Origin of the sequence: Pseudomonas cremoricolorata DSM 17059 = NBRC 16634, from assembly GCF_000425745.1 — a bacterium.
Classification (GTDB): domain Bacteria; phylum Pseudomonadota; class Gammaproteobacteria; order Pseudomonadales; family Pseudomonadaceae; genus Aquipseudomonas; species Aquipseudomonas cremoricolorata.
Genome location: NZ_AUEA01000007.1, coordinates 278178 through 303200, shown reverse-complemented (window position 1 = coordinate 303200; position 25023 = coordinate 278178). Strand labels below are relative to the sequence as shown.

The window sequence follows — 25023 nt, the reverse complement described above, 5'->3', positions numbered from 1 at the left end:
GTTAGGCACCCCCTGAAAAAAGGCCGCCACTTTACCATAGGTAAATGTGCCACTGGCCTGCCGGAAGTCGTGGCAGCGCCCTCGCCTGCGCAGGTTCGCATCAGCGCGGTTCGTCGCTGCCCTGCGCTGGGTCGCGCCAGAAGCGTCGCTGCTCGCGCTGCCCACTGATGCGCCCATGCTGGCCCAGGCGAAGCCGCAGCGCGCCGTCCACTGCCGTATCGCCGATGGCCAGGCCCAGATCGCGATAACGCGCCAGCACCTGCGGATGGGGGTGACCGAAACTGTTGCCGCGACCACGGGAAATCAACACGCCGCGCGGCGACAACGCCCGCAGGAATGCGCCCGTAGAAGAGCTGCGACTACCATGGTGAGGCGCCTGCAGCCAATCGACGGTGGGCCGCTGCGGCTGCGCCAGCCACGCCTGCTCGGCGCCGCGTTCGATGTCTCCGGCCAGCAGCAGGCGCTCCCCCGACGCTTCGACCAGCAACACGCAGGAGCGCTCGTTACTGCTGTCGCCGCCCGCCCACTGCCAGAGGGAAAAGCGCACACCGTCCCATTCCCAGGCCTCATCGCTCACGCAAGGCTGCGCTGCCAGGGCTGGCGCCACTTCTGTCGGCTCACCGCTGACCACTCGTGCCACGGGCAGCCCGCGCCTGACCGCCAAGGCGCCGCCGGCATGGTCGGCGTGGGCGTGGCTGATGAGCAGCAGGTCGAGCCTGTCGACACCGAGTTTGCGCAGGGTCGGCAGCACCACCTGCTCGCCCAGATCGACTTCGCCGAAAGCCGGCCCTGCGTCATACAGCAGCGTGTGATGGCGGGTGCGCACCAGTACCGCCAGCCCCTGGCCGACATCCAGGTGCAGCACCTCGGCTTCGCCCAACGGCACTGACTCCAGACGCGGCCAAAGTGCCAGCAGCATGAGCACGCCGGGCACACGCAGGGGCAGCCCACGAGGCAGCAGCATCAGCAATACGGCGAGGGCGAGCAAGGTCCAGTTGCTCCACGGCAACGCCGGCGGCAGCCAGGCCGGGCGCCATTGGGCGAACTGGGCAAGGGTTTCGAACAAGCCCAGCAATGCGCCGCCTGCCAGCCACAAGAGCGCCTCGCCAACGACGGGCAACCAGAGCAAGGCGGTGCCAAGCAAGGTCAACGGTAGCACCACCAGGCTGACCCAGGGCACGGCCAGCAGATTGGCCAGCGGTGCGCTCAGGCTCACCGGCAGCCCCAGCGCCAGCAGTAGCGGCAGCAAGCCCACGGCAATCACCCACTGCGCACGGGTCCAGGCCTGCCATGGTCGCCAGCCACCCAGACGCCCGGCAAAGCAATAGATCAGCGTGGCGACAGCGGCGAACGACAGCCAGAACCCTGGCAGCAGGCTGGCCAACGGCTCGATCAACAGCACACCGTTGAGCGCAAGCAATAGGGGGAAGCTTGCCGGCAACTGTCGAAAGCAGAAACGCCAGAGCAACACCACGGCAAGCATCAGGCAGGCGCGCTGCACCGGCACTTGAAACCCCGCCAGCCAGCCGTAGCCCAAGGCCGCGACCAGTGACAGGGCGCAGGCCCAGGTCAGCCATGGCAGGCGCGCCGGCCACAGGCCAAGGCGTGCCAGCAGCGCGACCAGCCCATACACCAATCCGGCCAGCAAACCGATGTGCTGCCCGGAGATGACCAGCAAATGCACGGCGCCAGTGTCGCGCAGCACCTGCCATTGCTCAGCACGGATGCCGCTGCCGTCGCCCAGCACCAGGGCGCTGAGCAGTGCTTGCTGACCCAGTGCATCGACGCTGAGCAAACGCTGGCGCAGGGCGTCGCGCCAGCTACCGGCCTGAGCGCTCAGGCGCTCCCCAGCCTTGACCGTACCGGTAGCACCGATGCGTCTGGCCAGCAGGCTGGCCTCGCGGTCTGGGCCATGGGGATTGAGCAAGCCATGCGCACGTTTGAGCGACACCGCCAGACGCCAACGCTCACCCGGGATAACTGGCGGGCCATTGAACCAGCTCAGTTGCAGCCGGGTGGGCAATTGCGCACGACGTGATTGCGGCTGCTGGACCTCGAAGCGAACGCCGCTTTGCGTGCGCGCGGGCAAGCCGACCACCGTCGCTTCGAGCCATAAGGTGCGGCCATCGAGTTCTGCCGACAGGCGGTCGAGCATGGCCTGCTGGGCCGACCAGCAGGCCCAGGAAAACCCCAGCAACACGCAGGCGGCCACGGTGTGTCGACGCCAGAGGCACAGGACGGCGATCAGCACCAGGCCGACTAGCACGCCACTTGCAGGCAAAACGGGTAGAAAGCGCAGGCTCAACAGACCTGCGGCCAGCGCCAGCATCCATGTGCGCATCAGCTAGGGCTCCTCGACAAAGCCCTTCAGCAATAGCCCATGCGGACGCAGTGCCTGCTTATCAATTGTCACAAACTCTGAACGAGGCCAGCGCAGGATGTCGGCATACTGGGCCACTTGCCTGCCGGGAGCCCCCATGCCGCGTCGTCTGTTCAAGCGCTACATGCCAGATCCGACCAGCATTCGCGAACACAAGAGCTTACGGTTCTTCGGTCGCCTGCTGCACGATCCCAACCTTTGGCACCTCAATCGCCATAGTGTGTCTCGTGCCATGGGTGTCGGGCTGTTCGCGGCGCTGATACCCATGCCGCTGCAAATGCTGCTGGCCGCAGCCCTGGCGATACCGCTGCGCGGCAACCTGCCGATTGCGGTCAGCCTGGTATGGCTGACCAATCCGCTGACCATGCCCCCGGTGTTCTTCGTCACCTACATGACCGGCACCTGGCTGCTGGACGTGCCACCGCGCACTCTGCCTGATGAAATCACCGTCGACTGGGTCAGTAGCCAGCTTGCAACGCTCTGGCAGCCGTTTCTGCTCGGCTCGCTGGTCTGCGCCGTGGTGCTCGGCCTGTTGGGCTATTGCACCACGCTGCTGTACTGGCGCTGGTGGGTGGGCCGGCAGTGGCGCCGGCGCCAGGGCAGAGCGTCACGCACGCATGCCACGTCCGCCCACCAGCAGGCGGATGCACAGCACGTAGAGCACCACGGTCGCCAGCAGCATGAAGGTGATGGCTGTGCTGATCTGGATATCGGAGACACCAAGGATGCCGTAGCGGAACGAGTTGACCATGTGCAAGACAGGGTTGGCCAACGACACGGTCTGCCAGAACGGCGGCAATAGCTTGATCGAATAGAACACCCCGCCCAGGTAGGTCAGGGGCGTCAGCACGAAGGTAGGAATGATCGAGATATCGTCGAAGTTGCGCGCGAACACGGCGTTGACGAAGCCGAGCAGCGAGAAAATGGTCGCCGTCAGCAGCACCACGACAATCGTCACGCCCAGGTGATGCACCTGGATATGAGTGAAGAAGAACGATAGCAAGGTGACGATGACGCCGACCGCCAGCCCACGCAATACACCTCCCAGCACATAACCGATGAGGATGGTGTGCGGCGAAACCGGCGAAACCATCAGTTCTTCGATCGAACGCTGGAACTTGCTGCCGAAGAAGCTCGATACCACGTTGCCGTACGAGTTGGTGATCACCGACATCATGATCAGCCCCGGCACGATGTACTCCATGTAGGTGAAGCCGCCCATGTCACCAATTTGCCGGCCGATCAGATTGCCGAAGATCACGAAGTACAAAACCATGGTGATCGCCGGCGGCAGCAGCGTTTGTGGCCAGATGCGCAGGAAGCGGCGCACTTCGCGATAGACGATGGTATTGAGGGCGACCCAGTTGGTGCGCAGTTCGATATTCATACCGCCACCTTCGACAGGTTCTTTTCCACCAGTGACACGAACAGTTCCTCGAGGCGATTGGTCTTGTTGCGCAGGCTCTGCACTTCGATGTTCTGCAGCGCCAGCTGGCCGAACAGTGCGGTGATGCCAATGTCTTTATCGACCTGCACTTCCAGGGTATGCGGGCTCACCAGCCGGCATGGATAGCCATGCAGCGTCGGGGCCACGGGCAGGTCCTGCTTGAGGTCGAGCAGGAAGGTTTCGACATGCAGCTTGCCCAGCAACTGGCGCATGCTGGTGTTCTCGACGATGGTGCCGTGGTCGATGATGCCGATGTTGCGGCACAGCTGTTCGGCCTCTTCCAAGTAGTGGGTAGTGAGAATGATGGTCACGCCCTTTTGGTTGAGTTCGGTGAGGAAGGTCCACATCGAGCGACGCAGTTCGATGTCCACCCCGGCAGTCGGCTCATCCAGAATCAACAGCCGCGGCTCGTGAATCAGCGCACGGGCGATCATCAATCGGCGCTTCATGCCACCTGAAAGTTCGCGCGACTGCACATCGCGCTTTTCCCACAGGCCGAGTTGAGTGAGGTACTGCTCGGCGCGCTCCTTGGCGATTTTTGGCGCGATACCGTGGTACCCGGCCTGGGTCACGACGATATCGAAGGTCTTCTCGAACTGGTTGAAGTTGAACTCCTGCGGCACCACGCCCAGGTTGCGCTTGAGCGCAGCCGGTTGCCGGTCGAGGTCATGACCGAACACGTTGACGGTGCCGCTGGTCTTGTTCACCAGGGTCGAAAGAATGCCGATGGTGGTGGATTTGCCGGCGCCATTGGGGCCAAGCAATGCGAAGAAATCGCCTTCGGCAACGTCCAGGTCAATGCCCTTGAGGGCCTGGAAGCCGTTGCCGTAGGTCTTGGTCAGCTGTCGGATGGACAGGGCAGAACTCATAGCAGGCCGATACCAAATCAGGAAAAAAAGAAGGCGCCAGGCAAGTGGCCGGCGCCGTGAGTGCGAGCATGGTGCTGTGCCATGTCGCGCAAGTACAGTCACGCGTATCGATAGTGACTATCGAACTGGCCGAGGTGTTCGATCAGGTCAGCTCGGTCATTACCGCCGCGCGATAGGCCGGGCGCTCTTGCAGACGCTGGTACCAGGCTTCGAGGTGAGGCATGCAGGGGCGCTCGATGGGCAGGCCGAACCAGGCGTAGGCGAAACAGCCCAGTGGAACATCCCCCATACCGATGCGCGCACCCGAGAGGTATGGCTGCCTGGCCAGGGCCTGATCAGCGATCGCCAGCAGGCCAGCGCATTGCTCACGCGCGGCATCGATCGCCCTCCAGTCACGCAGCTCTGGCGCGGTGCGCAGCAGGCCCCAGAACAGCGGCTTGAACGGACCGGCCAGGCTGGAGGTGGTCCAGTCCATCCATTTCTCGGCCTGCGCCCTTTGCGCAGGACTGTCGCTGTACCAGCCTTGCTCGCGACCATACTGCGCACAGAGGTAACGCACGATGACGTTGGACTCCCATAGCGTCAGATCACCGTCTTCGAGCATCGGCACCAGGCCGTTGGGGTTCTTGTCGCGGTACTGGGGATCATCGACCACTCCGAACGCACCGCCCGCATCGATGGACTGAAACGCCAGGCCCAGCTCATGGGCGATCCACAGGGCTTTGCGTACGTTGCTCGAATTCTTCCGACCCCAGATCTTCAACATGGCGACTTCCTTTCAATGGGCAGGGCTGCGAGTGTAGCGCATCGGCAAGCTCGATCGCTGACGGCACCCGACACCTCGGGCAAAGATTGGGAACGAACTCCCCGATACACAACCTGTCACTGCACTGATGACGGTCGTCCACCACAAGCGGGCTAAGCTCTGTGGTTTCGGCTCTACGCCCTGGTTCCACGGAGGAAAGACGTATGTTGCTGTTGTGGCTGGTTGTACTGGTGCTCGGCACCGCCTATCTCGTGCATCGGCGGTTGTCGCCTCTGCAGGTACTGGCCGCAGTGGCCGGGTATACCGTGCTGATGGGCCTGTTCAGCACAGCGCCCGGATGGCTGCTGGTGCTGCTGTGGGTACTGATCGCTGCGGTGGGTGCACTGTTGTTGCTGCCGGACTGGCGCCGCAAAACGGTCAGCGCGCCGACCTTCAAGTGGGTGCAGCGCACGCTGCCGCCGATGTCGCAGACCGAACGTGAAGCCATCGACGCCGGTACCGTGTGGTGGGATGGTCAGTTGTTCAGCGGCCGCCCCGACTGGAACACCCTGCTCGCCTACCCAGCCCCAACCCTCACGGCAGAAGAACAGGCTTTCATCGATGGCCCGACCGAAGCGCTCTGCGCCATGGTCAGCGACTGGCAGATCGGCCAGGACATGGACCTGCCACCGCAAGCCTGGCAGCACATCAAGGAAAACGGCTTCTTCGCCCTGATCATTCCCAAGGAGTTCGGCGGCAAAGGTTTCTCGGCCTATGCCCACTCGCAAGTGGCCATGAAGCTGGCCACCCGCAGCGGTGACCTGGCCTCCACGGTGATGGTGCCCAACTCGCTCGGCCCGGCCGAACTGCTGCTGCACTATGGCACCGAAGCGCAGCGCAACCACTACCTGCCGCGCCTGGCCCGCGGCGAAGACATTCCCTGCTTCGCCCTCACCGGTCCGCACGCAGGTTCCGACGCCGGCGCCATGACCGACACCGGGATCATCTGCAAAGGCCAGTGGCAAGGCGAAGAAGTCATCGGCCTGCGCCTGACCTGGGAAAAGCGCTACATCACGCTGGGTCCAGTGGCCACCCTGCTCGGCCTGGCGTTCAAGGCCTACGACCCTGAGCACTTGTTGGGCGACCAGGAAGAACTGGGCATCAGCCTGGCGCTGATTCCCACCGACACCCCGGGCGTGGAAATCGGCAAGCGCCACTTGCCGCTCGGCGCGGCATTCATGAATGGCCCGAACAGCGGCAAGGACGTGTTCGTGCCACTGGACTTCCTCATCGGCGGTCAGGAGATGCTCGGCAAGGGCTGGATGATGCTGATGAACTGCCTGTCAGTGGGCCGCTCCATTTCGCTCCCGGCCGTGGGCACCGGCGCGGCCAAGTACACCAGCCTGGTCACTGGCCAGTACGCCAACATCCGCGAACAGTTCAATGTGCCCTTGGCCGCATTCGAAGGGATTCAGGAATCGCTGGCGCGCATCGGAGGCAACGCCTGGCTGATGGACAGCGCACGTCTGCTGACCGCCAAGGCCGTGGATCTGGGCGAAAAGCCCTCGGTGCTGTCGGCCATTCTCAAGTATCACCTCACCGAACGTGGCCGCGAGTGCATCCAGCACGCCATGGACGTGCACGGCGGCAAGGGCATCATCATGGGCCCGAACAACTACCTGGGTCGCAACTGGCAGGGCGCGCCGATCTTCATCACGGTCGAAGGGGCGAACATTCTGTCGCGAAACCTGATGATCTTCGGCCAGGGCGCGATCCGCTGCCATCCCTATGTGCTGAAAGAAATGGCGCTGGCCAGCCGTGAAGACCACGAGGAGGCGCTCAAGGAGTTCGATCCGCTGCTGATGCAACACGTCGGCTTCGCCATCCGCAATGCCGCCAGCAGTCTGGTCCTGAGTCTGGGGCTGGGCCGCTTCGAGCGCGCGCCGGGGGATGCGCTGAGCCAGGGCTACTTCCGCGCCCTCGACCGCCAGGCTGCCGCATTCGCCATGCTCGCCGACCTGTCGATGATGCTGCTGGGCGGCTCGCTGAAACGCCGCGAGCGTCTGAGCGCGCGCCTGGGCGATGTGCTGAGCTACCTGTACCTGTCTTCGTCTGCGCTCAAGCGCTATCACGACCTCGGCTCACCCGAGCACATGCAGCCGTTGCTGCGTTGGGCCATGGAAGAGAGTCTGGGCAAGGCCGAGCACGCGCTCGATCAGTTGCTCGACAACTTCCCCAATCGCTTGGTCGGTGGCGCGCTGCGCGTGCTGGTGTTCCCCTTCGGCCGTTGCCACACCGGGCCGAGCGATGAGTTGGATGCCGAAGTGGCTGCGTTGATCGGCCGCAGCAAAGGTGATCCTGCCTTGGAAGAACTCCTTGCCGGTTGCTACAGACCGCAGGCCGAGGGGGATCCGGTGGCAGCGTTGCAGCGGGCCAGTGACCTGCTTGATCAAAACGCATCTGTGCATAAGTCGCTGCGTCAAGCCGTCAGGGACGGCACTGTCAAGGCGCTACCTGGCCAGGCACTGATTGATGCAGCAGTGGACAGTGGCGCCCTCTCAGCGAGTGAGGGCCAGCGCCTGGAACAGACGGAGGCGGCACGCAGGGTTGTCATCGACGTCGATGCGTTCGACAAACAGGCCATTGCCCATTCCCCTGGGCAGGTGCGCTGACCTGAAAATTGCAGAGGGGCGCGGCTGCGGCCCGCCCCTCAGGAGTTGATGTACTCCGCCATCCTTTCAGGCTCCAATGCAGGCACTGCCATTACCAGATATGCCCAGTACAGGTAGTTCGCGTCGGGATCCTCAGCCATCACTACTGTGTAGGGTGTTGGCTGACTGGCAGCAGCGGTAAACACACCGCCTGCATCCACGCTGCCATTGCCGAATTTCACCGTCCACCTAACCTTTTCGGCAGGAACTTCGGTCGCCTGGCCTGCGAAGCTGGTGTACCACAGCGCCAAGCGTATCTTGCCAGCCTGCACATGGGCCTTGAAGTAATGCGTAGGCTGCGTATAGATCGTCAGAAATGAAGAATTCGCAGTTCGGGAACCGCTCCTGGCAGTGACGACGTCCACGGCGAGTGGAAACGCCTTCGACGAGCGGATCAATGCAGGGACATTGGTCTTGTTGTTCACTTCAAGCATGGCTGCCGAGACCGAGGCATGCGCTGGCTGATAGAACCATTGCCCTGATACGTTCTCAAGCACTCCCACAGCTCCAGCCGCCAACGTGCACTGAGCCACGACTCCAGCAGGCTCGAAGGCCAGCGTCTGCCTCTGAGCACCGGCACTGACCACCCGGAAGGCAGGAGTGATGGTCAATGGAAGCTGCTCGATCTTGCTATCGATCGGCTGGTGCCGCGACGCGGTGCATTCATAACCGGCAACGAAGTATCCGGTAACCGGCCAGAACGCGCCGTATGAGTACCTCGCTGTCGATGGCGGTACGAAAAGCTGCCCAACCCAATGTCGTTGCAACGGCGCCATACCGGGTAAAAGAACCTCGGGAAAAATCAAGGCCAAGAATGAAATAACGATCTGATCGCTGACTACAGTGGCCGGCGGCATATCGCCGCTAATGGCGTGCGGAAGGGAATCGAGTAGGTTGAAATGGATGTCAAGTTCCCCCGCGCGATTCACGAAGTCACCTTGCAACTGATGAAGCAATGGACTCGAAGAGGGAGGCATCGGATAAAGCACGGAGCATTTGCTACGGTTGTAGTACTCGATGAGTGCGGACCAGCTGTAGTTTCCGTCTGAGCGTTCGTAAGTGGGCCGACCTGACCAATGCAGTTTTAGCGCAGGCGGCTCGTTGCGCTGAGTGGCTTCATTCAACTGGTAACGCAAACAGCTGTCAGCCAGTGGCACTTTGATCGACAGGCGAGTACCGGCAGGGGGCCAAGTGTCGCGCATCTCCTGAATATGTCGCCCGCCATGACCGAAGTCTCTCTTCAGGGTGAAAAGGCTGTCTTGAAGGATCCGCTTGCGCAGCGTCACTTCATGCTGGCCGTATTCCATCATGCTGACACCGACGGCGATAGAGCCCGCTTGCCAGGTACCATTCTCGGAGGTTCGGTAATACTGAACCCGCTCGGTAACCTCCATGGCGTGTTGCGAAGCATACTGAGCCCACGCACGGGCGAGCATATCGCGCGTGACTGTCACATAGATGATTGGCAGCCCTGAAGCTGTCGTTGAACTTGCCGATTCGTGCTCAGCGTTATGTTTTGCCATGGGCTGATCCCCGAGGAAGGAGCTCCAAGCAAATCAGGCATGGCACTGGGCGACAACTGACAGAACAGCCAGTTGACAATGGCGACCTTCACGCCCCCCCTTTTCCTACGTATACTCGAGGGTTTTCTCGCAGCAGAGTCTATGTCGATGCTCACTCCCAACCTCGAATACCACATGCAATTGCTGCAACACCTGCGCACTATTCTCGTCGCCCTCGACGATGCGCAGCCTATACCCGAACAGAGCCACCATCTGTTTCTCGAACGCTTCGACGAACTGTTGGCCCTTTTGCCAGGCGACCCGCTGGATTCGCAGTACCTGGGCCAGGAACTGATTTGCCAGATATTCCTACGCTATCCGCAAATTGCTCATCTGGTGCCGCGCGACCTGCTGTGGTTCTTCGGTGGCGATTGCCTGCACTTCATGCCCGATGAAGAGTTGGATCTCTACCAACAACTCGAAGAGCGCCGCCATGAGGCCGAGCAACAAGGGGAACCTTTTGACTGGCAACAAGAGAAAGCGCTGCTCGGGTCTGTATAAACAGTACTGAGACGCCGGTGAGGCAAGGCCGACGGCGGCCTCGCCAAAACAGGCGAACAGCGGAGCCTACTGCAGCACGTGAGCATTTCGATCGGGCTAGGCGCCCCCGCTAGGTGCCCCCGGCTTGGCGCCCCCGGCTAGGTGCCCCGCCTAGGCGCCCCCGGCTGTTTTCAACAATGTATCACCAAGTATCAAAGTTTTTCGTACAAAACCTAAGTCGTTACACCACGCCATAACGCCCGTGCCATCCAAAGATCCCCTGGGTCCTACTGACTATTCCTACATAACACTCAGCCTCCCCTTCGCTACTGTGTTCGCCGCTCCCTAACTCGCATTGCCTGGCCTTCCGGAGCGATCAATCCAACCGGGCGTGCGCGAACCAACACGAAGGAAATTCCTCATGAAATGGACTGTACTCACACTCGCTCTGGGATTGGCGAGCAGCACCGCATTTGCAGCGGACGAATCTGGTCAAATCAACTTTTACGGGACTGTATACGCTGGCGGCACATGCCCGATCGAAGTGGTCAATCCTGGTGGGAGTGTCATTCCGCGAGTGACGCTCGGTAATTTCACCAGCAAATACTTCTCCAAAGTGGGCGTCTCTACCCCGGAAGTCAGCTTCGCCCTGCGCGTCACCCCTGATGCGACGTGCGTCATTCCACCCAACAGCAAAGCCAGCATCACCTTCACGCCATTGCATGGTTCGGTCGGCACTGACCTCTACGCGATCCGTCAGGGCGGTGCGTCCGGGCTGGGCATGTCGATCAAAGACGAGCTGCACGCCAAGATCACCCCAGGCGCCGCATCCAAAGACTACGATCTCTACGACAATCGCCCCACCGACCTGAGGTTCTATGCGGCCTACGAGTCGTATGAAGCATCCGTCGGCGACGGTCTGGCGGAGGCTGAGGTCAGCTTCGTGGTCTCACTGCCATAACCGCATCACCAGGTGCATACGTGCGCCTGGTGTCGATTTACCCATCGCTTCGGTCGATTCCCATGCGCCCCATGCCCCCCATTTTCAACAGCCTCGCCTGCGGCTTGCTGCTGCTCGGCAGTGTGTCGAGCGCCCATGCCGCGCTGACGATCAGTCACACTCGAATCATTCACGACAGCGCCAAACGCAGCGCGTCGGTGATCATCGCCAACCCATCGGACAGGACCTTCGCGGCTCAGGCGTGGGTCAATACCGAGGCGGACGACCAAACCACTCCAGTAGCGCTGGTCGCCTCCCCCAGCCTGTTCCGAATCGATCCAGGCAAAGAACAGAGTGTGCAGATCAATGCCCTGCCCAATGACTTGCCACAAGACCGCGAATCACTGTTCTACTTCAATCTGCAGGAAATTCCGCAGAGCCAGCCTGGCGATGCACAAAATGCCCTGACCATTGCCCTGCGAACGCGCATCAAGCTGTTCTACCGTCCAAGCATGCTCGGCAAGACACCCCAGGACGGACTCAAGGATCTGACCTGGTCGGTGCAAATGGTGGAGGGCAAAGCGCATCTTGTGGTGGATAACCCTACGCCGTACCACTACACCTTCAACAATGTCGTCGTCAGCAGCGCCAGTACCAGTGAAAGCGTCAACGCCAACAACATGGCGCCACCACTGGGCAGGCAGTCGTACCCCCTGCGCAGCTTCAGCGCTGCGGACGACCTTGAGGTCAGATTCACCACGATCAATGATTACAGCGGCACCTCGGCCGAGCTCACCAGTCCCGTAGCCCGGCAGTGATCGATCGACCTAGATCAGTCGCGCAAGGTCAGGTTCAAGACAGGGAATCTGACCCATGTGGCGCCGTCATCGAAACTGACTTGCGCGACCGTGGTAAAGCGCTCGAGACGCTTCAGGCCGGCCAGGAACGCCTTGGACACGGTAGCCTCGTTGCCCAGGCCGATTCCCTGTTCAGCCTGCAGCTCGGTCACTGCATGGGCCACAAGAACGTGATAGGGCGGCGCTTCAGCGCCATTCGCAAGCACACCCGTGACGCTGATGGAAACTCGCTGCCCGACCTGTATGAACGGCCAGGTACCTAGGGTGATCGGCACGTTCGCAGGTGCCGTCGCCAGGCTGAAGCCGGTTGCGCTGGCACCCGTCAGGTTGGGTTGGGGCAAGCCTCGGGACAACGCCTTGACAGTCAGCTCGATTGGGGTGGAAACGCTGGTACGCCCATCCTCGACCAAGGTGTAGTCCAGGCGAATTGTCCGCTTGCTTTGCGCCAGGACTTTGTCCAGGGGAATTTCGTACTGGCGCTCACCATTGGGATGCTCGGTGCGCGTGCAATAGTAATCGGCACTTCCGGGCATGCCCCACTCCACCGTGAGGGTCTCTTCAGGATAGATGACCACGCAGGCTGGCACCTGGACGAGCAATGGCGGGGAGAAGTCATCCAGGTTCAACGTGAGCCGATCGCCTGCTCCGGCTGCCTGTGCTACATCCAGTCCGGGCAGGATCCGTGGGGCCGGTAGCGCCGCAACGCTGAGTACGGCAGGCCTTGAACGTGGGCTCAGGTTTCCGGCGCGATCGCGGATCTGGTAATGCACATAGCGCTCACCGTCTTCGCGTTCACGGATCAGCTCACCCTCGAAGGCGATGAACAGCGGCTTGCCAATGTCGCGGATGGTCAGCTCGCGCTCACCGGCCTTCTGATTGGCGAACGGACGCGCGTCCCAGTAATAAATCAGCGTATCGCCCGCCGAGGCCTGTGCGTAAGCCGGTACCGCGCCCAGCAGGATGTCGTCATGTTGCTCCAGGTATCGTTCCGTTACCTCATGAGTGTCGAACTGCAGCTGGCCCTCGTCCCCACCCAGTGTCGGTGCGATCCGATCAACAGTCAAAAGCAATGGCTGCGACGGAGTCACCACACCGTTGTAGATTTGCACCTCATAGGTCACGGTGGCCTGGCCATCGACGAGATAGCTTACAGGGACATCAATGTAGAGATCGGCGGGTCGTATGGTGTCATCCCAGCTCTTCTCGCCCACTGGCTGATCGTTCCAGTACAGCGTGAGCCGTTCGGGCGTATCGGGTGTAGGACGTGAGTTGAGCCAGGGCAGCACGTTCAAGCGCAAGGGCTGGGACAGCGCGGTCACGGGCAGGAGATTGACACTACCACCGGGAATATCCGGTAGTGCGTCGCCAGAAATTGCTGGCGCAAGCGCCAGCGTGCTTGTCGCATGATTGCTCGACGCTTTGCTCATGATTATCCACCCTCCAGGCACAAGCGCTATCGAAAAAGCAAAGGCGCTGGGCCGATGCCAGTCAGTCAAGAACATGCAGAAGCCGACGGTCCGGCGCTACGCTGAGCCCGCTTCTGCACTGCTGACTGGGCAGCATCAGGCATTGGCCTTGATGTATTGATTCGCCTGACCTGTACACCCGTCAGGGTCCCTTGGCAGCCATCGCAGGTCAGCCTGAGCCGACGATGGGCGCAGGCTGAGATGCCGTTCGCTCAGGCAAGCCGCAGGATCGGCCATGGCTCAAGCTCATTACCGCACATGGCCGTGCAGTCGAGGTCTGGAGGTCCAAGCGGCTTCAGCATGGCGTGACAGTGGGGCTGCAGCGACTGCCCAAGCGAGTCGAGGCAAGTACGCACTTGTTTTTACGCCTTCTACCAGCGGTACTGCAGGCCAAGGTTTGCCCCCCACGGCTGCTCGATCTTGTCTCCGTTGGCGTAGTCGAAATCAGCGTGCAGTTGCAAACGCTCGGACAACCCCACTGCGATACCGGCCCCGACCTCACCGCGAGAGCCGGACAAATCGTTGTCGAACCGATTTTCGTTGACCTGAATCTCGTTGTCTTTGACGAATTCGTGGGCATAAGCAAGGCGTACGTACGGCTGGACGAACTGCCCGCCGCCAAGGTCGAGCGTGCGTCCCAGTGTGGTGCCTACCTTGCCCAGCACTGACTGGGTATCGTCGCCTTTGGCCTGCAAGCCGTTGTCCAGATGGTAATCCTTGCCACCGATCGTCACTGCCGACCACTGTGTGAACGGCTCTATGAAATAGCCATCACCGAGCTCGATGTGGCGGCCCAGCTCCAGCGAGACGCCCACGCCGAGGTTGCTGTACTCGCTCTTGGTCCGCTGACCATCGCTGAGCGATACCTTGGCACTGTTGTCGAAATGGTTGAATTTGATCGTACTGTCGAAGTAATAACCGGTCTGCGCATCCAGCCAAGTGCCGTACAACCCTATATAGGAACTCTTGACCTGCGCGGTAGCACCGCGAATCAGGTCGAGCTCCGACGAACTGTGCCCGGCCATCACCCCCAGCAGCCATTGCCCATCGCCTGCGCGCAATGGCGCATCCGCTCCCAGTGAAAATCCTTGTTGCACCTGCTGGTAAGGACTGCCAGCGGCATCGGAAACGTTGTATTTGTTGCCATACGCCCTGGCCCAGGCACCTGCCTTGCCCTGATCGCGACGAACTTCGCCCATCCGTCCGCGCAATGAAGTCAACTCGCCATACCACACGGTAGGCGCGGTGTTGAACAACGCGAGGACCGAGGCTGTACCTGGGCTGATCACCTTGCTCGAGCCGTCGAGGAACCAGCCATTTCCACGTTGCACCAGTTCATAGGAAAACGCGCCCAGATCGACTGGACCGTTCAGCAAAGAGAACTGGGCATCACCTGCCCCAACACGGACCACCTGCAGCTGGCTTTCAGCGACTGGATCGGCCCCGCTGCTGCCGACCAACAACGCATGATTCCCGGTGGCAGTCCCGGTCACGTCGAGAAAATCGGTCTGCCCAGTGCTGAAGTCGGCGTCCATGATGAACGTACCTGCGCCTGCCAGCGTGCCAACGGTCAGGCGTTGATACTGACCAGGCTCGCCGAATCGGATGGAGCTGCCGTTGATCGCCAGGCTACCGATTTGGCTGTCCTCGACCATCGTCCACTGCGAATCGTTGGTCAACGTCAGGCCCGCGACGTTGTCGAGGCGACCGACGAGACTGGCACGGTTATCCAGAACCAGATTGGCAGTGGACCCAGCCTCGGCGCGTACGTCACCGGACAGCGTACTGTTATCTACCGTCATCAGGGCGCTGGAGTTGCCTACTACTTCGAGCAGTACGCCGTTGCTGCCAATTAAGGTCGAACCGTCCCCAACCAGGATTTGCGCTTGAGCCGGACCAATCAGCGAGTTGCCCACCAGGATGGCCGAGCCATCCTTGCCTTCGACCTGCGAGCCAAGCAAGTTCACCTTGGCAGACTCTGCGAAGTCACTATCGGCGAACAGGTGCAGACCCTCGCTGGCGCCGGTCAGTTTACTGCCCTCTGCCTCCAGGCGGGCATTGCCGAACAGAACGGCCGATGCCGTCGTGCCCGAGCCAATGAGCTCACTGTTGCGCAGCGTCAAACTGGACGCTGCGGACACCAGCGCCCCCCCTGATCGGCCCTCGACGTGGCTGTCATTGATTACCGCTTGCGAGCCGACTGCAGCGGTACGGCTCAAGCGGATTCCATAACGATCACTGGTGACACGCGTGTCGCCGCCAAGCGTAGCCTCGGCTCCTGTAGACAGTCTGATGGCATCCGTACCTGTCGCGCTGATGGACGCCTTCTGAGTAACCAGGCGGCCCGTAGCATCCACTTGGATCTGTAGCGTGGTAGCGCCATTGGCCGTCAGCGTCGAACCTGAAGTGACTCGATAGCTGTCCGTGGACGTGGCCGCAGTGATGGTCTTGCTGCCCTCGACGTTAGTGAGGCCATACGCCTGACAGCAAGTGACGAGCAGCGCAGGTCCGACGAACAGGCAATGTGCCAACGGATTGAATAGAACGAATCGGGTCAAAGGCATAGATGGCTACCTCGGTCATGCCACGTGGAAATCATGACCGGCTAGCCAGTCGCGGGGGAGCTTACAAACATCAAAAGCAGCTTCATGTAGGAAAAATCCCCACTTCCTCAAGCTGCGCCTGAGCCCCGACGGAGCGATATCGTTTTCCTCAGGGCCGCAACGGACAACTGCCGCTGGCATCGTGCATGGAAACGATGGCCTCGAGCTGTTTCGATACGATGGTCTTGCCATTGAGGTCGAAGCGGTAGGTGACCCTTCCTCGACCGTCGTGGTCGGTCGCATGGAAGGCGTAGATCGGCAGCACATGGTCGGTGTAGGGCACTCGCCAGACAAAGCCCTTGACGGTCGTGGCATCGAGCTTGATCGAATCGGAGAAGCTCGCGTCGGGAATGGCGGTTTCACCCACGAAGCCGTGCACCGCGCTCCATTCCATCGTCAGATCGGCACCGGCCGCGACGCCATATTCCGTCAGATCCGGAACCTCGACCCTGATCGCTGGGTCGCCTGGATGAACCGGGTCGGCATACAGCGCCCTGCAGGTCAGCCAGCCCACTGGGGCGCTCGTGTTGGCCCCGAGAAACTCGGCGGCTTCAGGCCTCAGCACGTTCGCGTCGACCGTGACATCCGTGCTCGGCGAATGCACCGAGTTGGGATTGCCGGCACGAGCGACGGTGTAATGAACCTTGAAGTTACCATTGCCAACCGCGATGTAGGACCAGGGAATCTCCCGCTCGACCTGGTTACCCAAGTCGCCGCTCCTGACGACGTAGTCCGCTTCACTGACAGGCGTATCGGCCCAATGGAACGAGAGGGTATCACCCTCCTTGAGCGCAGCGTCGACAGTGACTTTCAGCGTTGCAGGCTCATTCTCGTCAGCATCGGTCAATTCATTTTTAAGGGTCGGGGTGGACTTGCCGTAGACCTCGGCCAATGCCAGCCGCGGGTTCACCGGATCGGGCCATTCCGGATCAGGGTCAGGTCCTACCGGACCCAGTCGCTCAAGATTGACTTCAATGTCGATCGTCTTGGTGCCTTGAGCCACCGTTCCGCGGCGCACCTTGTATTGCACCGTAGTGGTGACATTGCCGGTGCTCGCGGCGCCGTACTGGTCCCACAACAAACTCGGCGCCAGATCGAAGACCAGGGGAAACTTGGCGTTGCTTCCGATCTCGCGCCAATCCAGCACGTGTGAGCCCCACGTCACCTGGATCTGGTCGGTGGACTTCCAATGATCGAAAGCCGGAATCTCGACCGTCACACCCGCCCAGGCATCCGCCTGATCGATCAGACCATCGCTGGCCAGGGGTACTTGCGGGTCTTGCAGGTTGTCCGGCAGCGCTCCAAGTGCAACGCCGACCGCCGTAGGCAGCGAGGGAAGGCTGCTGTTGCCTGCCTTATCGATCAGGACATAAAACGCCATCAGTCCACCGTCACCGCCACTGTCGATGACACTCGCCGGCACCGTCAGGTTCTGCGGCAATGTCCCTACTGCGGCAACCCCTGCCGGGGTCAGGCCGGTCAAGTCTTCCGGAAGGCTTTCGAGCCAATACCAGGCAACCTGATCGCCCGCAGCCTTGTCAGGGTAATCCGGCAAAACCACCGTGACCGCATTCTTGTTCGCATCGGTCACATCACCCACGTCTGGAAACTTGACCGGAAAGTTACGCGGTGGCGAGTTGGCGCCGTAGGGCGCTATGCGGTCGAATATGAGTCTCAGGTGTTGTGAATCGTTCTCGGAGCCGTTGTAGGTCACCACGGTGTAGTGAAACGCATGTGCGCCCTCACCCCAAGACTTTATGCTGTCTTTATCAACGGTATAGGCCAGCGGAAACGAACCTGCATCGCTTCGATCGTAAGTATTGGTGAACAGCACTTCTTGAACGCCACTGGCGGGCGTATGAAAGATCGTCAGCTCATCCGTCATGCCCGGTGGCGCGAACGACCAGCCCGGAATATGAATGATCAGCGCCTTGTCGTCGTCACGCAATACCGCACTCTTGACGGTGTTGTCCGATTGGTCAGCGAGTAAATCGCTATCGATGCTCGGAGCATCGACAGCCCTACCTGCGCTGCGCTGCGCACGGGCCTGCCGCTGATTGCGCCGCGCCTGTTCGGCGCTGACGGTCGCTTGCATACTCTTGTTCATGTCCTGATCCTTGCGTAATGGTTACGTCCAGGGGGAACGCTATTCATTGCGGGGCGAAGTCGGGGCTTGACGCATTGAATCGTTGGCAGACGATCGTCACAACTGGCATTTTTATCAGGTCGACAGCGCGATCATCGCTTCGCAATGCAGGGCCCGGAAGGCCTGCGCACGCACAGGCCTTCACGTCCGAATAGCGAGCGGAACTTCAGGGGTTGACGGATCTGCTGTGCATGTCCGATGACAGATCGAGGCCCACTTGCGTGGCCAGACGGTCCAGGGGGTCGTAGCCATAGGTCGCGCCCCGCGCCTCGGAGCTATCATCGACACGAACCAGACGGCCAAGGGCATCGTATTCGAGCACCCGCGCCTGATCGTCACAGGTCATGTTGCCGTCGGCGTCATACTCGAGTGCCACCACGCGCGGTTGTGCCTCCAGGCCGTTGATGATGATGCTGGTGAGTTGGGCCGGATCATCGGCATTCTCGAACTGATAACGGGCGTCGACCGTGCCGCCATCGAATAGCGTGCGCACGCGAGTGATGTTGTCCAGAGCATCCAAGGTGAAACGCTGGCCCTGTATTGACTTGCCGAACGGATCGACGGGCCGGTAATCGTCTTCGCCTTCGCAGCGGTAGTCGACCAGTCGACCGCGTTTGTCGTAGCTGTAAGTCTCCTTGCGCAGCAGCCGATCACCTTCGCAGAGCGTCTTGGTCTCCATCGCATCGACCGCGTCGTAGGTCTGGCTCAATGTCTGGACGCAATCTGTGAAGTCGAAACGACGAAGCGTTTCGCGCTCGAACTCGTCATATTCCAAGGTCGTTTCCAGGCTGCGGCGGCTGCCGTCACCATCACAGGTCTCGGTGAAGATGCGCCGGGTGCGGCCCAGCTCATCGTACTCGAAGGTGCTCGCCACAGTACCCAGCGCGGTTTGCACCAGTTGTCCCAAGGGGTTGTAGTGGTAAGACTGAGTGCTGCCTAACACATCGGTATAACTCAGCAAACGCCCTTGCAAGCTGTGCAGGTAATGCATGGTGTAGTCGGTGTCGCCTTGCCCACGCATTTCTTTGCGAAGCTGGCCAGTACTGAAGTATTCCCGCTCCAGAACCTCATCCTGCTCGACACAGCGAAGCAGTCGAGCGTTTTGCGGATCGTATTCATACTCGGCCTCTACACCTGAATCGATCAGTGCACGCTGCAGCGGCTCTTCGCCCAATTGCGGGAGATAGACGTACTTGATCGTGTTGCCGCGCGGGGTGATGACCTGCTGCGGTTGGCGCTGACCTTGAGCATAGAGGTAGGTACGCTCACGCCCCCCTGTGATCGACGTGACCATACGGTCCAGGCCATCGAATCCCTGCTCGCCCAGGACGCTATGGACGCCTTTGTCGACCACCTTGATCAATACAGGAAGATCATCCGGGCTATGGGGGGCATAGTCGCGGTGAACGACGGCGGCATCGGCGAGCGTGTGATCGCTCAATCGGTCGAATTCGTCGTAGGTGAACGAGGTTTGCGCCCCGCGCCCGTCGACTTCCCGCGCCGTACGGCCGAAACCATCGTAAAAGTACTGGTGCAAGCTGATACGTGGGACGTTGTCGTCCCAGCTGAAGCGCTCGACCTGGCTGGGCTTGTCGAAACGGTTGAGCCAGGTGACGGTTTTCCCGGTTCGCAGTTGACCATCTGCCGAACTACGCCATTGGGTAAGGATGGGGCCGTTGGAGTCGACGGTGCCGATCGGATCGTTCTGCGTATAGCTACGAACGCCATCGGCGCCGATCTCGCAATACTGCTGCCCCCAACCGTCGTACTCGAAGGCGCGGCGCAATGGCAATTCACTCAGCGCCAGCCAGTCATGTTCGGTTTCTTCGGTCAGTCGACCCAGGGCGTCGTACGCTGCGGTATAGACAAGGCGTTGTGCCTGTCGGGCCTGCGCCGTCAAGCCGTAGTCAGGGTCCTGACGGGTGCGACGGACCACGCGATTGAGCCCATCGACGTAGGTCCAGCTGGTGACGCCCTTGACGTCTTGTTCGACCTGCACGGCCTGGCTGCCATCAGTGGACAGATGATAGCTGTAGTGACGCGTAGCCGTGTAGCGCTCATCGTTAGGGGAAACCGTTTCGCGGATGACCCGTCGCAGCTCGTCGTAGGCATAGGCGATCTGCACTTCATTATCGTCATGGTTGAGCAGTGGCAGGCCTGTCAGTACGCACGCTTGCAGGGTAGTGGTCTTCTGCGCATGACGCTGAGTGCCGTCAGCCTGGGCGGTATCGTGGTCGAACCCAGAGACCGTCATGCGTGTCTCGACCGCGGTACGCCCCTCGACCTGGACAAGGTCATACGCATATTCGCTGAGGGTGCGCAAGCCGCCAATGGTGCGCGCTTCGGACAGGCTACGGCCATAGCGCAGCGGATCGCTCACCTCATTCGCGTACTGGGTCTGGATGTGCGTCAAGCACAGGTCGTCGCTGACCCGGATCAGCGATTGGCTGCTAAGCAGCAGCGTGCCACGCCCGCCATCCAGACCAGGCAGCGCCTCGTAGGTATAGTCGGTGCGTAGTGCTTCAGTGCCCCCCTCGCCCTCGCTCGACGGCACCAGACTGCGAGACTTCAGCTGACGAACGAACCCCTCGGGATCGGCCGGACATCCCTCGCTGGACTCTTTTGGATAGTAGCTCAACACCTCCTTGACACCGCTTGGCTCTACCTGCACCAAGAGGTTGCCGTGGCGGTCGTAGTCGGTGCTGACTTGCTCGTCGCGGCGCAGGCCAGTGCCCGATTGGGTCCAGGCGGTGTTGGCCAGCTGCGGTAGCTGGAAATGCTCAGGCTGATCTTTGAACGCAAGGTTGGGGACCTCGTGGTAGGTCGTCGTGTTGCTAAGGATGCAACCGTCTTCGCGGGTGACCTCGGAGGTGGTCAGGTGGAAGCGGTTGAAGCTGCGCTCGATGGTCCGTGCCGGCTGTTCGTCGCGATACTGGGTTTCGGTCGAGCTGTAGACATAGCTTGTGCCGGTGAATGCATAGAGGTTGTCCAGGCCATTGTCCTGCCAGCTGATGCCCGTTCCGTAACCGAGGAAATTGTTCGAGCTGAAGCTATAGCGGGTGTCTTGCACTGGCATGCCTTGGCCAGGCTCGAGTCGATGACGCTTGACGTAAGGCACCGACCTGCCCTGGCTGCCCGGCAGTTTATGACCTTGCTCCTCGTACTCGATGCGCTCGACCGCGCCCACCGGCGTCTCGACGGTTTGCAGGCAACGCAGCGCACCGATGGGGCGGTAGGTGAAAGTCCAGCGTGCCCGATCCTGGCTGGGCAGAATGACTGCCGAAAGAGCATCGCCATCGCGCTCCAAGGAGTAGCTAGCGGACGCTGCCGAGTTCGGATTCAGGTGTATCAGCGCTCTGGCGTTGCTGCTGTAGTCGATATGCAGCAAGGTGCGCGCCGGCGCACTTTCCTCAACCATGGTGGCCAGGCACGCAACGCCCTTGACGACCTCGTAGGTCAGGCGAATGCCATGCCCCGAGGGGGCCAATACCCGAACGGGCAGCGCCACCTTGTAGTCCGGGGCCTGAGGCTGAAGCAGTTCGACCAGGCCGGACTTGTGCGCGATGCGATAACACAGGGTTTGCTCGTCGCTGACGTTTTCGAACTTGAAACTTTCGATCTTGCGCTCAGGAATGACAGCCGCATGGCCGGGGCCATTGTCGGAGACCCTGAACTGTTCACCTGTGTGCAGAGCGAGCATGCCACTGGACGGCACGAACTGGGTCAGGTTCAGGCTCCAGCCGATGCCGAATCCCGAATCTTGTATGTTCAAGGGATTGAAGCCCAGGCGCAGCGGCAGGTCAGGACCATTCAACTGGTTGGCGGGCAACTCTGGCAACTCGATGGCCAGGGTGTACTGCCCGGTTCGCGGGTCGACCCCGCCGGCGACGAAGCTGAGAAAGTTGAAGGCGTTGGAATGCAAGTAGGAAGTGGTTGCCATGGTATCACTCACGCTTGTCAGGCAGCGCTGCGCTCCGGTGCGTATGGGGCGAGCGCCGGAGGATTTACTGGAGATTGAGGGTCAGCGAATTTCGACTGTCGGGGACATTGCCGAAGGTGACCTTGAGCCGGTGTCGGGAGCCATACGTATCGATCAGGGTGAACGACAAGGCTTTATCGAGTTCCAGTCGATAGTTATCGCCATCGCCATCCTGGTATTGCCAATGGCTCAGGTTCGAGGTGCGTTCAAGACTCAGTAGCACGGTGCCTTCGGCGACACTCTCCTGCCCCTTGAAACGCCGATCCAGCCCATTCGATTTGACGCGATCTTCGAGCAACAGCAATTCCAGCGAAGCGCCATACTGCATCTCGCGCGAGGCGGGTGCTGCATCGGGATGGCGGCGCGGCTTGAAGGCATAGCCGGTATAGCTACAGTAGGTCTCGTTCTTGTTTTCGCTTTCCCAGCGAATCATCGCCGAGTTGTCCCACTCGATTCCGGCAAACACGATCTGCCTTCCGTACAGGGTCCAGTAATCCGTGGTCGAGTGCCAATAGTTGAAGGTATCCCCATTGGTATGATCGAAACCTTTAAGGCTCTCGACTCGTTTTGCCTGCAACGCGTAGTTGCCCAGATCGACCGCCGGCGTTGGCACGCCTTCGAGCTCGAGCACCCCGCGCCCCTGGTCCTTTATGTCCGAGTAATGCCAACCGTTTCGCTGGTCCTGAAACTTGGCCTTGAAGCGCCTGACCTCCGCCTCGGTCGAGCAGACATAGAAGGTCACCGTACGCCTGGCGTCGGCAGGTGCCACACTGGACTCGAACGGCGGAGCGCCAGAACCGGTGGGCAGGTAGTCATAGCGATTGCGTTGCTTGCTGACTGCCCAACTGTCACGGTTGGCAGGCAAGTCCGGGTCCAGACCCTCTACGCCCACCGGCAGCACTGGTACTGGCGTACCGTCTTCGTACAGCAACACCAGCGTAGAAAGCTCAAGGTCGCTGACCGGGTCCCACACGGAACCCTCCGCGCCTTCGAATTCTTTGGTTTCCAGGACGATATCAATCCCCACCTGTTGCAAGCCGTTGGCCAGAACCCGGTTGCGATTGGCATTGTTGCGCTTGACGTCGAACAGGTTCAGCTCTTTCCAGCGCTCTTGCGCAGCAGCGATTTGAGCGGGTGGGTTGTTTTGATGCTCGATGACGGCAATCCCCGCAAAGCGGTCGTATACGCCAATGACCACGGTGACATCACCGGGATCGCTACTCGGCGCGGTATAGACACCCGTGTTGGCGTCGATGTGACCTGTACCGACCAGTTGCCAGGTTGCCTGGCCGGGGTACTCAGAGAGGCTGAAGGTCTGGGTGCCCGACGCACCGATGCGCGGCACATGAAACGGCTCGACTGACAACGGTGAGCTGTAGTTGAGGATAACCACTGTCGCATAGCCACTCTCGGAACCTTTGCTGACCTTGATACGCTGAAGCTCGAACGGCGCAGCCGCATCCCTGACACTGGGTGTGAACAGCGCTGACTGCGGATCATCGGGATCTCGTTGCAGTTCGCCAAAGCGGGTGCCTTGCAACGACCAAGCCACTCCCTCGGCCGACGAGGCAGTAAGACGCACCGGCGCCTCGCCTCTGTTCCACAGAAGGACCTTCGGCGATATCGACACGCCTTCGACCGCCTCCACTACCACGGCCGAGCGGACCTTGCGCGTGCCGCCCTCGGTCGACTCCGCGCTGATCACCACCACCTGCTGGTCGCCGGTAAAGTCCTGCAGTGCCGAGGCGGTGTAGCGCCCTTGGTCCATCTGGCCGTGGGCGAGTGGGTAGGTCACATTGCGTGCCGACCACTGCCCGACCGCGTGCAGGGTACTCTGCAAGTTCAGTGACTGCCCCGCACTGAGCCCCTTCAACGCCGGCTGCAGCTCAGCGGTGGCCTCGCTGGGGACCACGTCGGCGAACAGAATCAGGTCGTGAGGACTGTGCCGCTCGGTAGGCGCAATCTGATAGGCCCCAGGCAGAATCACGTGCTCCAGGATCCCGGCGTCGAGCCCTTCGACCAAGCTCGAACGCCTTCTGCCAAGCAGCAATGCTGCGTCGTGATGGCCACTGCCATCGTCTTTGTCAGGCAGCAGGTAAGGCAAAGCATGGGGCGCCACGCCGGCAGTAGGCGAGCCGCGCAGTTGCGCGAGAATCAACAGGGCACCGTCGTCTTCGCGAGCGCCACCATTGCCGATATCGGTCGGGGCCTTTTGCACCTGTATCGAGTACTGCGCGATCGACAACGGATCGGAACCTTCGTGCGAACAGCTCAGCAATGGCACCAAAGGATCACGCCCCCACTGCGTTCGCACCTGATCCAGCAGGAATTCGCCCATTTTCCGTTGCGCCACTTCGGTGCTGCCCAAGGTGCAGCAGGCAGCGGACGCCTGCTGCAGATCAAGCACAACTTGAGTCTGGTTGGCGAACGACATCGTTTGCAGCGTGAGGGGCAGTGTCACTTCCAATCGATAGCCCATACCCTGATGCAGGCTATGGCTTCTCCTGAGCCGCTTTGGCTCGCCTGGCCACTGCGCAATGGAGCTGCAACGGCCTGCGATCAGCTCCAGAGTGACGGTCAGCTCCCTGGTACTGCCTGAGGCGTGCTTGAACGACAACTGCAATGGGCCGAGCAGCAACTGATCGAATACAAACTTTTCGCTCAGGTTGGCATCCAGGAACCCTTCACCACTGATGGGTGGAATGAACGTCTGTGCGGCGAACCCTTCGACATAGCGCGTGAGCAGGCGTCGATTGAGCGCGTCACGCCCCAGCGCGATGATCGCACCCCAGCCGTGCAGGGCGTCGCCTTTGGCCAACTGGTTGATAAGGTCTTGTT

At 60.9% G+C, this 25023-nt stretch carries 14 protein-coding genes and 1 pseudogene; 5 read left to right on the top strand and 10 right to left on the bottom strand.

Features of this window, described 5'->3' with window-relative positions:
* Positions 1–100: 100 nt before the first annotated feature.
* Positions 101–2341, bottom strand: a complete 2241-nt coding sequence (locus H618_RS0109965) for a DNA internalization-related competence protein ComEC/Rec2 (RefSeq protein WP_028694929.1) — start codon at positions 2339–2341, stop codon at positions 101–103.
* Positions 2342–2477: 136 nt separating this feature from the next.
* Between H618_RS0109965 and H618_RS22430 the strand changes: the two are divergent.
* Positions 2478–2978, top strand: a pseudogene (locus H618_RS22430) (DUF2062 domain-containing protein); the annotation flags it as partial.
* Positions 2979–2987: 9 nt separating this feature from the next.
* Here the strand turns inward: H618_RS22430 and H618_RS0109960 are convergent.
* From H618_RS0109960 to H618_RS0109950, 3 genes are all read right to left on the bottom strand, one after another.
* Positions 2988–3767, bottom strand: coding sequence for an ABC transporter permease (locus H618_RS0109960; protein WP_028694928.1), 780 nt, complete (start codon positions 3765–3767; stop codon positions 2988–2990).
* A complete protein-coding gene (locus H618_RS0109955) occupies positions 3764–4696 on the bottom strand; it encodes an ABC transporter ATP-binding protein (protein WP_028694927.1) in 933 nt (310 codons plus the stop codon). The genes H618_RS0109960 and H618_RS0109955 overlap by 4 nt, the downstream gene beginning before the upstream one ends.
* 142 nt (positions 4697–4838) lie before the next feature.
* Entirely contained in the window at positions 4839–5462 is a 624-nt protein-coding gene (locus H618_RS0109950; RefSeq protein ID WP_028694926.1) for a glutathione S-transferase, read from the bottom strand.
* Between the two features lie 203 nt (positions 5463–5665).
* On the opposite strand from H618_RS0109950, the gene H618_RS0109945 reads away from it, so the two are divergent.
* The gene (locus tag H618_RS0109945; protein ID WP_028694925.1) at positions 5666–8113 is read left to right on the top strand and encodes an acyl-CoA dehydrogenase; all 2448 of its coding nucleotides are present in this window, start codon (positions 5666–5668) and stop codon (positions 8111–8113) included.
* 38 nt (positions 8114–8151) lie between these two features.
* Here the strand turns inward: H618_RS0109945 and H618_RS22105 are convergent, their stop codons facing one another.
* On the bottom strand, positions 8152–9675 hold the full coding sequence (locus H618_RS22105) for a hypothetical protein (protein ID WP_154660643.1): 1524 nt from the start codon (positions 9673–9675) through the stop codon (positions 8152–8154).
* 147 nt (positions 9676–9822) lie between these two features.
* Between H618_RS22105 and H618_RS0109935 the strand changes: the two genes are divergently transcribed.
* The 3 genes from H618_RS0109935 to H618_RS0109925 all read left to right on the top strand — a co-directional run bounded on the left by H618_RS0109935 (position 9823) and on the right by H618_RS0109925 (position 11952).
* The gene (locus tag H618_RS0109935; protein WP_028694924.1) at positions 9823–10215 is read left to right on the top strand and encodes a PA2817 family protein; all 393 of its coding nucleotides are present in this window, start codon (positions 9823–9825) and stop codon (positions 10213–10215) included.
* Between the two features lie 400 nt (positions 10216–10615).
* Positions 10616–11155 (top strand): fimbrial protein, encoded by a 540-nt coding sequence (locus H618_RS0109930; RefSeq protein ID WP_028694923.1) that lies wholly within the window; start codon positions 10616–10618, stop codon positions 11153–11155.
* Positions 11156–11226: 71 nt separating this feature from the next.
* Positions 11227–11952, top strand: coding sequence for a fimbrial biogenesis chaperone (locus tag H618_RS0109925; RefSeq protein ID WP_154660646.1), 726 nt, complete (start codon positions 11227–11229; stop codon positions 11950–11952).
* 14 nt (positions 11953–11966) lie between these two features.
* On the opposite strand, the gene H618_RS0109920 is transcribed toward H618_RS0109925, so the two are convergent.
* The 5 genes from H618_RS0109920 to H618_RS0109900 form a co-directional block, all read right to left on the bottom strand.
* On the bottom strand, positions 11967–13418 hold the full coding sequence (locus H618_RS0109920) for a hypothetical protein (RefSeq protein ID WP_245586766.1): 1452 nt from the start codon (positions 13416–13418) through the stop codon (positions 11967–11969).
* A 410-nt stretch (positions 13419–13828) separates the two neighbouring features.
* Positions 13829–16021 (bottom strand): autotransporter outer membrane beta-barrel domain-containing protein, encoded by a 2193-nt coding sequence (locus tag H618_RS0109915; RefSeq protein WP_050577279.1) that lies wholly within the window; start codon positions 16019–16021, stop codon positions 13829–13831.
* A gap of 148 nt (positions 16022–16169) precedes the next feature.
* Positions 16170–18167, bottom strand: coding sequence for a hypothetical protein (locus H618_RS0109910; RefSeq protein WP_028694919.1), 1998 nt, complete (start codon positions 18165–18167; stop codon positions 16170–16172).
* A gap of 205 nt (positions 18168–18372) precedes the next feature.
* Complete coding sequence (locus H618_RS21545; RefSeq protein WP_050577278.1) at positions 18373–22146, bottom strand: RHS repeat domain-containing protein; 3774 nt, start codon at positions 22144–22146, stop codon at positions 18373–18375.
* Between the two features lie 64 nt (positions 22147–22210).
* The gene (locus H618_RS0109900; protein WP_154660642.1) at positions 22211–25003 is read right to left on the bottom strand and encodes a hypothetical protein; all 2793 of its coding nucleotides are present in this window, start codon (positions 25001–25003) and stop codon (positions 22211–22213) included.
* Positions 25004–25023 lie beyond the last annotated feature (20 nt).

What these genes read in the sequence shown, in the direction of transcription:
- H618_RS0109965 (WP_028694929.1), bottom strand. Translation starts at nt 2,341, where the DNA reads ATGCGCACATGGATGCTGGCGCTGGCCGCAGGTCTGTTGAGCCTGCGC.
- H618_RS0109960 (WP_028694928.1), bottom strand. Translation starts at nt 3,767, where the DNA reads ATGAATATCGAACTGCGCACCAACTGGGTCGCCCTCAATACCATCGTC.
- H618_RS0109955 (WP_028694927.1), bottom strand. Translation starts at nt 4,696, where the DNA reads ATGAGTTCTGCCCTGTCCATCCGACAGCTGACCAAGACCTACGGCAAC.
- H618_RS0109950 (WP_028694926.1), bottom strand. Translation starts at nt 5,462, where the DNA reads ATGTTGAAGATCTGGGGTCGGAAGAATTCGAGCAACGTACGCAAAGCC.
- H618_RS0109945 (WP_028694925.1), top strand. Translation starts at nt 5,666, where the DNA reads ATGTTGCTGTTGTGGCTGGTTGTACTGGTGCTCGGCACCGCCTATCTC.
- H618_RS22105 (WP_154660643.1), bottom strand. Translation starts at nt 9,675, where the DNA reads ATGGCAAAACATAACGCTGAGCACGAATCGGCAAGTTCAACGACAGCT.
- H618_RS0109935 (WP_028694924.1), top strand. Translation starts at nt 9,823, where the DNA reads ATGCTCACTCCCAACCTCGAATACCACATGCAATTGCTGCAACACCTG.
- H618_RS0109930 (WP_028694923.1), top strand. Translation starts at nt 10,616, where the DNA reads ATGAAATGGACTGTACTCACACTCGCTCTGGGATTGGCGAGCAGCACC.
- H618_RS0109925 (WP_154660646.1), top strand. Translation starts at nt 11,227, where the DNA reads ATGCCCCCCATTTTCAACAGCCTCGCCTGCGGCTTGCTGCTGCTCGGC.
- H618_RS0109920 (WP_245586766.1), bottom strand. Translation starts at nt 13,418, where the DNA reads ATGAGCAAAGCGTCGAGCAATCATGCGACAAGCACGCTGGCGCTTGCG.
- H618_RS0109915 (WP_050577279.1), bottom strand. Translation starts at nt 16,021, where the DNA reads ATGCCTTTGACCCGATTCGTTCTATTCAATCCGTTGGCACATTGCCTG.
- H618_RS0109910 (WP_028694919.1), bottom strand. Translation starts at nt 18,167, where the DNA reads ATGAACAAGAGTATGCAAGCGACCGTCAGCGCCGAACAGGCGCGGCGC.
- H618_RS21545 (WP_050577278.1), bottom strand. Translation starts at nt 22,146, where the DNA reads ATGGCAACCACTTCCTACTTGCATTCCAACGCCTTCAACTTTCTCAGC.